This is a genomic window from Pseudomonas sp. HY2-MNA-CIBAN-0224 (genome assembly GCF_040310285.1).
In the GTDB taxonomy this organism is placed as follows: Bacteria; Pseudomonadota; Gammaproteobacteria; order Pseudomonadales; family Pseudomonadaceae; genus Aquipseudomonas; species Aquipseudomonas helleri.
Map to the genome: position 1 here is coordinate 1 of NZ_JBEOPQ010000118.1, position 4,746 is coordinate 4,746.

General features: G+C 61.1%; 3 protein-coding genes. All 3 read right to left on the reverse strand.

Annotated elements, in window-relative coordinates; translation table 11 throughout:
* Positions 1–353: 353 nt before the first annotated feature.
* The 3 genes from epsC to AAEZ03_RS25540 all read right to left on the reverse strand — a co-directional run bounded on the left by epsC (position 354) and on the right by AAEZ03_RS25540 (position 4,520).
* Positions 354–1,280 (reverse strand): serine O-acetyltransferase EpsC, encoded by a 927-nt coding sequence (gene epsC, locus AAEZ03_RS25530; protein ID WP_048371143.1) that lies wholly within the window; start codon positions 1,278–1,280, stop codon positions 354–356.
* Positions 1,281–1,369: 89 nt separating this feature from the next.
* Positions 1,370–2,752 carry a M16 family metallopeptidase gene (locus tag AAEZ03_RS25535; protein ID WP_350582468.1) on the reverse strand — a complete coding sequence of 461 codons (1,383 nt, stop codon included), beginning with the start codon at positions 2,750–2,752 and terminating at the stop codon, positions 1,370–1,372.
* Between the two features lie 109 nt (positions 2,753–2,861).
* Positions 2,862–4,520 carry a Na/Pi cotransporter family protein gene (locus tag AAEZ03_RS25540; protein WP_350582471.1) on the reverse strand — a complete coding sequence of 553 codons (1,659 nt, stop codon included), beginning with the start codon at positions 4,518–4,520 and terminating at the stop codon, positions 2,862–2,864.
* Positions 4,521–4,746: the final 226 nt, after the last annotated feature.

The following is a 4,746-nucleotide window of genomic DNA, read 5'->3' on the forward strand; positions in this document are numbered from 1 at the left end:
CCACCGACCGATTACGAACGGGCGATGGCGTGGAAACAACCTATCGAGGTGTCCGGAATTAGTTGACCACTACAGACTCCGAACATTGTGTTCGCTATGTCCCCGGTCCATACACTCCCGGAGGGAGAGGGAGCTTTACCGAGGTGTTCTCAGGTTCAGTACATGGCTGCAGGCCGCAGAACCTCTACAACATCCCCCAATCAGTTCCTTCTCCCTCCGGGAGAGGGAGCTTTACCGAAGTGTTCTCAGGTTCAGTACATGGCTTGCAGGCCGCAGAACCTCTACAACATCCCCCAATCGGTTCCTTCTCCCTCCGGGAGAGGGCCAGGGTGAGGGCAAGGCATCATGCGGTCTTACTTCTGCGAGCCGTCGTCATGCTGCAAGTTGGCCTGGGTCAGGTTGCAGCCCGCCGGCACGCTGCGGGTGAGCCAGACGTTGCCGCCAATCGTCGAGCCTTTGCCAATGGTGATGCGCCCCAGAATGGTCGCGCCGGCATAGATCACTACGTCGTCTTCTACGATCGGGTGGCGCGGGTGGCCTTTTTGCAGTTGGCCCGATTCGTCCGCCGGGAAACGTTTGGCGCCCAAGGTCACTGCTTGGTAGATACGTACACGTTCGCCGATGATCGCGGTTTCTCCGATCACCACGCCCGTACCGTGGTCGATAAAGAAGCTGCGACCAATCTGCGCGCCCGGGTGAATATCAATACCGGTGGACGAATGCGCGATTTCCGCGCTGATGCGGGCCAGCAAGGGCAGGCCAGCGCGGTACATGTGGTGCGCCAGGCGATGGTGAATCACCGCCAGAATCCCCGGATAGCACAGCAAGACTTCGTCGACACTGCGCGCCGCCGGGTCGCCGTGGTAGGCGGCCAGCACGTCGGTGTCGAGGATGCTGCGCAGGCGCGGCAAGGCCAGGGCAAAGTCCTGGATCAACACGGTCGCCGTCTCGTCCACGCCCGCATCCGGCAACCCGGCCTGACGCGCCGCGTAACGCAGCTCAAGCCGCGCCTGGGCCAGCAGCGCGTTGAGCGCTACGTCGAGGGTGTGGCCCACGTAAAAATCTTCGCTCTCTTCGCGAAGGTCGACCGGGCCCAGGCGCATCGGGAACAACGCGCCGCACAGGGCCTCAAGGATCTCGGCCATCGCGGCGCGTGAAGGCAGCTCGCGGCCGCCCAGTTCGCCGCTGACACGGCCGTTTTGCGAACGCCACTGGTTACGGGCCGTGCGCAATTGGCCGACGATGGTTTGCAACTGCCAAGGGTTGGAACGTTCACTCACGCTGAATTCTCCGCGCGCTGGGGGGCTGATTGATCAGCCGCGAATGGGCAATGATTTTTACGGTATCAAACTGTTTCGGGCTTAGCCAATTAACGCGTGCGTCGACGCCAGATTCGCCAGCCCACGAACATCAGCACCAACACGCTCAACGCCGCCGCCAGCGCCACGGTCAAGCCGTTATAACTGAGCAGCGGTTTCTCGATACGCACATAACCGGGCTTGGCAAACAAATGGCGCAACGCCGTGTTGGCTTGCTCAAGTGTCACCGCTTGCAAGCGTTTGGACGGGTCGGCAAACCGGCCGCCGTCGTAGTCGCCCAAGGCGCTCCAGTAGTAATCAGCCAAAGCGCTGTTGCCCTGCACAGCCCAGGCCTGGCGCGCCACGGCGGCGTTTTTGAGGCGGGCAAAGGTCTGCGGGTCGAGGCCGTCCTTGAGCAAACGTTGTTTGAGTTCGCCCATCACCTGTTGAGCCTTGGCCACGTCATCGCGGGCGAGGTCGGCGTTGAGACTTAAAAAGCTCACGCCGCCGAAGACTTCGCGCTCGGCCCAGGGCCCGTAAGACAACCCGTGCTTGAGCCGCAGCTCGCTGTACAACGACCACTCCAGGTAATCGCGCAGCAGGTCCCAGGTTTCATCGTACTGGTCGTCGATCACCGGCTCCGGCAGCAACCAATGCAGTTTGGCCGTCTCGCCGACCACACCGCGCACCAATGTGCGCTCGGTGTCGGCCTTGGCTTCGATGGCGGGCAGCGGCAGGTGCTCGCTGGGGTCGACCGGTTCGAGTGCGCCGTAGGTGCGCTCCAGATACGCCGGCAGCAGGCGGTCGAGGTCGCCAACCATGATCAGGGTCATGTTGTTGGGGGCGTACCACGTGTTGCGCACCGCTTCGAGTTGTTGGCGCGTGAGGTCATGTACCTCGGCGCGTTCGGCGCATTTGAGGCCCAACTCCACCGCCAACTGGTTGCTGGCGCTGTGCCCGAGGTCCTGGCGGTCCAGCCAGCGTTGCAGGTGCGAATAGTGGCCGCCGTCTTCGCGCTCAACCACTTGCTTGGCCTCGCTGATACGCTGGTCGTTCAGTTGCGTGCGGGTCAGCAGGCTCAGCAGCAGGTCGAGGATTTTGCGCTGGTTTTTCGCCGGGGCTTCGATCACAAAGGTGGTGTCGGCATTGCTGGTGTAGGCGTTCCATTCGCCGCCCAGCGCTTGCATGCGCTCTTCCAGGCCGCCTTCGCCGCTGTCGTCGACGCCGCTGAACAATAAATGCTCCAGCAGGTGAGGCAACTGTTGATCGGCGCAACTGAAGTCATCCATGCCCACGCCGACCACCAAGCGAATGGACACATGGCCGCGCTCGTAGCCGGGCTTGAGGATCAGTTGCAAGCCGTTAGGCAGTTGATAGCCCTCTACGCTAAAGCGGTCGAGGGCAAAACTCTGAGCTGCTCCCAGCAGCACGCAGATAAACAGCAGGCAACGCATAAAAATCCCTGGATCTCTGAATCCGTTTTGAGAGGGCGAGTGGCGCAGCGTGTCAGTCTGTGCAGGTTAGACGCTGCTTACAGACTGACAACACGGTCGCGTGCAACGTTCAGGGTGAATGCAGGGTATCGGCGTTGTCTTCAGGTTCCAGGGCGCCGGTATCACTGTTTTCCAGCACCACGTAGGCGCTGCCGCAAAACAGTGAGTTCAGGCGCTGCATGTCGGCGATCAGTTCCAGATGCACGGAGCTGGTTTCGATGCTTTGGGTGATTTTCTGTTGCAAACGGTTCACGTGAGCGTGGGCCAGGCGCCGCTCTTGTGCGCGAAAGCGGCGTTTTTCGCGCAGCAGTTGGCGGGCAATCTGTGGGTCCGAGTTCAGGAACACCGTGAGGCCCAGGCGCAGGTTCTCGATGAGCTGGGTTTGCAGGTCTACCAGCTCTTCAAGCCCGGTGGCCGAAAACGAACGGCGTTGCGAGGTTTTCTGCTGCTGGACTTTGCGCAGCATGCGCTCGATCAGGTCGCTGGCCAGTTTGAGGTTGATCGCCAGTTCGATGATCTCGGCCCAGCGGCGACTGTCGTGTTCGCCCAGGTCTTCGCGGGGCATTTGCGCCAGGTACAGTTTGACCGCGCTGTAGAGCACTTCGACGTCATCGCTGAGGGTGCGCATTGCTTGCGTCATCGAGGTTTGCTTGCCGCGCAGAACGTCGAGCATATTGACCAACATGGTGTCGATCAGGTCGCCAATGCGCAGGGTTTCGCGCACGGCGTTGGTCAGCGCCAGGGTGGGCGTGTCGAGTGCTGCAGGGTCGAGGTGGCGTGGGGTGATGCTGCCGTTGGCGATGTCGCGCTCGGGCAATAGCCGGGCACACAGCCGTGCCATGAGGCCGATGGTGGGCAGCATCAAGAAGCAGCGCGTGGTGTTGTAGAGCAGGTGGAAGCCGATGACCAGCTCTTGCGGCCTGAAGTTAAGACTGTCCATCCAGTCCACCAGCGGCGTGAGCACCGGCATGATCAACAGCAAGCCGATCAGTTTGTAGAGCAGGCTGCCGAGGGCCACCTGCCGCCCCGCCGTGTTTTGCATGCTGGTGCTGAGAAACGCCAGCACGCCGCTGCCGATGTTGGCGCCGATCACCAGGCCAACGGCCACGGGCAGGCTGATCACGCTGGCGCCGGCCAGGGTCGCGGTGAGCAGCACGGCGGCCAGGCTGGAGTACGAGACCATCGCAAACACCGCGCCGACCAGTGCATCGAGCAGCAAGTCGCCGGTTAACGAGGCAAAAATCACCTTCACCCCTTGGGCATGGGTGATGGGCGAGGCGGCTTCGACGATCAGTTGCAGCGCCAGAATAATCAGGCCCAGGCCAATCCCGACGCGGCCCAGTTGCCCGGCGCGGGTTTGTTTGCGTGACAGGAAGAAGATCACACCCAAAAAAATCAGCAGCGGTGACAGCCACGACAAATCGAAGGTCAGCACCCGTGCCATCAGCGCGGTCCCGACGTCGGCCCCGAGCATGGTTGCCAGCGCGGGTGTGAGCGTCATCAGGCCCTGGCCGACAAAGGAGGTCACCAGCAGGGCGGTGGCGTTGCTGCTTTGCACCATGGCGGTGACGATGATACCGGCGATAAACGCGAGTATCGGTCTGGACACGTTTTGCCCGATGACATGGCGCAAGTTGGTGCCGTAAACCCGCAAGATACCGGTTCGCACGATATGCGTGCCCCAGATCAGCAGGGTCACGGCAGAGAGAAGATTGAGCAGGGTCAGCATGCTGGCTCCCTGTGGTCGATACTTTGGAGGATCAGATAGCTGTAGGCCGTTCTTACAGATGTTTCTTAAGCTGTAGTCGGCAATTGAGCAGAACGCCAGCATCGCACAGCTGGCGGTGTGTTGAAACATTTGTGAAACATTTGCCGGATGAGCGCTGCATGTGCCCTCAACTGTAGGAGCGAGCTTGCTCGCGATCTTTTGATCGTTAAAAGATCGCGAGCAAGCT

Bases quoted from the DNA above. Each gene is read 5' to 3' on its own strand.
- AAEZ03_RS25540 (WP_350582471.1), bottom strand. From the start codon at position 4,520: ATGCTGACCCTGCTCAATCTTCTCTCTGCCGTGACCCTGCTGATCTGG.
- AAEZ03_RS25535 (WP_350582468.1), bottom strand. From the start codon at position 2,752: ATGCGTTGCCTGCTGTTTATCTGCGTGCTGCTGGGAGCAGCTCAGAGT.